Source organism: Oleiphilus sp. HI0080 (assembly GCF_001635135.1).
In genome coordinates, this window is the sequence record NZ_LWFU01000561.1 from 1 (window position 1) to 2,476 (window position 2,476).

Here is a 2,476-nt window from a genome sequence, read left to right on the forward strand (position 1 = left end):
GCACAAAAGACGGTAGAGCTCGAAATTTTCGGAGGGGCGTCACAGACAGGGTAAGGATCAATATAACGAGCGCGGCCTCACCGAGAAATTCGACCAAAGCCTTGGCAGGCTCTGCGCCAAGCTGATTCGTCAAAGCCATCGAAAAGATATAGGGAGCCGGCAGCATCAAAGAGATAAATAAAGACCACCAGATTATCAAGTGGCGAGAACCATTCATCATCAAAAGTTCTTTTTCAGATCCATACCAGCATACAAAGATTCAACCTCCTCCGCATAGCCATTAAACATACGCGTTTCAATCCTGTTTGGGCTAAACAAGGTATTTGGCAAGCGCCGCTCTGTTTTCTGGCTCCAGCGAGGATGATCAACCTTCGGATTGACATTAGAGTAAAACCCATACTCTGATGGCCCTGCCTTTTCCCAACTAGTCTTCTCACGCTTATCCGTAAATCGAATCTTAGAAATCGACTTGATACTCTTGAAGCCATACTTCCAAGGAACAACCAAACGCAAAGGAGCGCCATTCTGATTGGGCAACTCTTTCCCATACATACCCACCGCCAGCATCGTCATGGGATGAAGCGCCTCATCCATTCTTAACCCCTCAACATAAGGCCAGTCTATGGTTGAACTAAAGGACCGCATCCCTCGCATTTCTGACGGCCTATTTAAAGTTTCAAAAAATACATACTTTGCAGAACCCTGCGGCTCTAAACGCGTAATCAAATCTCTCAACGGAAAACCGACCCAAGGAATGACCATTGACCAAGCCTCCACACACCTTAAGCGATATACTCGCTCCTCGAGAACCAAACCCTTGATCAGATCTTCCAACGGAAACACTCCAGTCTTCCCAGCCATCCCCTCTACCTTTACAGACCAAGGATCTACAGTCATCTCATTCGCATATCGAGCAGGATCATCCTTACTAGTGCCAAACTCATAGAAGTTATTGTACGTTGACGCTGTCTCGAATGGTGTTGCCGCTTCACCCGGAGCATAATTCGTCGAATTCAAACCAGAGAACACAGATGGGTCGATTGGGCCAGCCGTAGAAAGCGACGACATCCCGCCGAGCGACAAGCTAACGCTAGCGGACGCTCCGAGAGAAAGAAACCTTCGACGATTGAGATAAACGCTTTCAGGGGTAATCTCTGACGAGAGCGGATCAGAATTTGACTTAACCTTAATTAGCATGGCGCGACCTTTTCGTTTTCCTAAGTTACGAGAAACGGTCACACTTAGACCATTAAGGGAACAGAAGTTCCCCTACTTGAGAGGCTATTTGCTTCGGACCCTACGCAAAAGACTTGTGACCGGGCCTGATGCAGCATAGACAACAAATCCAAGTAGCAAAACGAAAGACGGCTCCAGCGCAATAACCGCAAACACGAGAACCATCACCAGCACCGCAGTAAATGGCACCCTTGCCTTTAGATCAAATTCTTTGAAAGAGTTGTAGAGCACGTTACTTACCATCAACACTCCCGCACTTGCTACAAAGAGCATGGTCACCAACGTTAAAAACATCGTCTGCTCAAAGCTATGGAACACCCAAACGAAGCCCGCAACGAGAGCCGCAGCTGCCGGACTGGGTAAGCCAACAAAGTAGCGCTTATCGACCGAGCCTATTTGAGTATTGAATCGTGCCAAACGCAGAGCCGCGCCCGCCACATAGATGAAAGTGGCTACCCAGCCGATTTTACCCAACGTCTGCAGGTTAAGAGAGAAAGCCACCAGCGCAGGAGCAACACCGAACGCCACCATGTCTACCAAGCTATCATACTCTGCTCCGAACGCACTTTGAGTATTGGTCATTCGTGCGACGCGTCCATCCAGCCCATCAAGTATCATTGATACAAAAATAGCGATCGCTGCATTTTCAAAATGACCATTCATTGCAGCTACAATGGCATAAAAACCGGAGAACAGGGAGGCTGTAGTGAAGAGATTCGGAAGCAGATAAATTCCGCGGCCACGCTTCTTCACTTTCTCGACTTTTTCGGCATCATCATGATCCTCAGATGCATTTAAACCCGTTTCTACAAACGAAGAATTCTCCACCTCAGGCTTTACAGACTTTTTCTTGTCTAATTCGTCACTCATGCGATTTGATCACCATCCCTTCAAAAAAAAACGGCCCACAGAATAACTTCTGCAGGCCGTTAATTGTAGCGTTAATTAAGAGAAGTGCTTAGTTCTTCTCTTGATCTACGATTTTGTTCGATGCGATCCAAGGCATCATTTCACGCAACTTAGCACCTGTTTCTTCGATTGGGTGCGCAGCGTTATTACGACGATACGCCGTCATTGATGCGTAGTTGGTTGCACCTTCCTGGATAAACATCTTCGCATATTCACCATCCTGAATACGCTTAAGAGCGTTACGCATCGCAGCACGCGACTCATCGTTAATAACCTCAGGGCCCGTGACATACTCACCATACTCAGCGTTATTTGAGATTGAGTAGTTCAT

The 2,476-nt window shown here is 47.3% G+C and carries 2 protein-coding genes and 2 pseudogenes; all 4 read right to left on the reverse strand.

The genetic code is table 11. The annotated features are described in order from the left end of the window. Positions 1 to 220 (reverse strand): annotated as a pseudogene (locus A3751_RS23540) (sulfoxide reductase heme-binding subunit YedZ); the annotation flags it as partial. Further along, entirely contained in the window at positions 220 to 1,197 is a 978-nt protein-coding gene (gene msrP / locus A3751_RS12415; RefSeq protein WP_068456463.1) for a protein-methionine-sulfoxide reductase catalytic subunit MsrP, read from the reverse strand. The pseudogene A3751_RS23540 and the gene msrP, both read right to left, overlap by 1 nt. An 84-nt stretch (positions 1,198 to 1,281) precedes the next feature. Further along, positions 1,282 to 2,106 (reverse strand): CDP-diacylglycerol--serine O-phosphatidyltransferase, encoded by an 825-nt coding sequence (pssA, locus tag A3751_RS12420; RefSeq protein ID WP_068456467.1) that lies wholly within the window; start codon positions 2,104 to 2,106, stop codon positions 1,282 to 1,284. Between the two features lie 88 nt (positions 2,107 to 2,194). Then, positions 2,195 to 2,476 (reverse strand): annotated as a pseudogene (locus A3751_RS12425) (ketol-acid reductoisomerase); the annotation flags it as partial.

Coding starts and splice junctions, on each gene's coding strand:
- msrP (WP_068456463.1), bottom strand. CDS start 1,197: ATGCTAATTAAGGTTAAGTCAAATTCTGATCCGCTCTCGTCAGAGATT.
- pssA (WP_068456467.1), bottom strand. CDS start 2,106: ATGAGTGACGAATTAGACAAGAAAAAGTCTGTAAAGCCTGAGGTGGAG.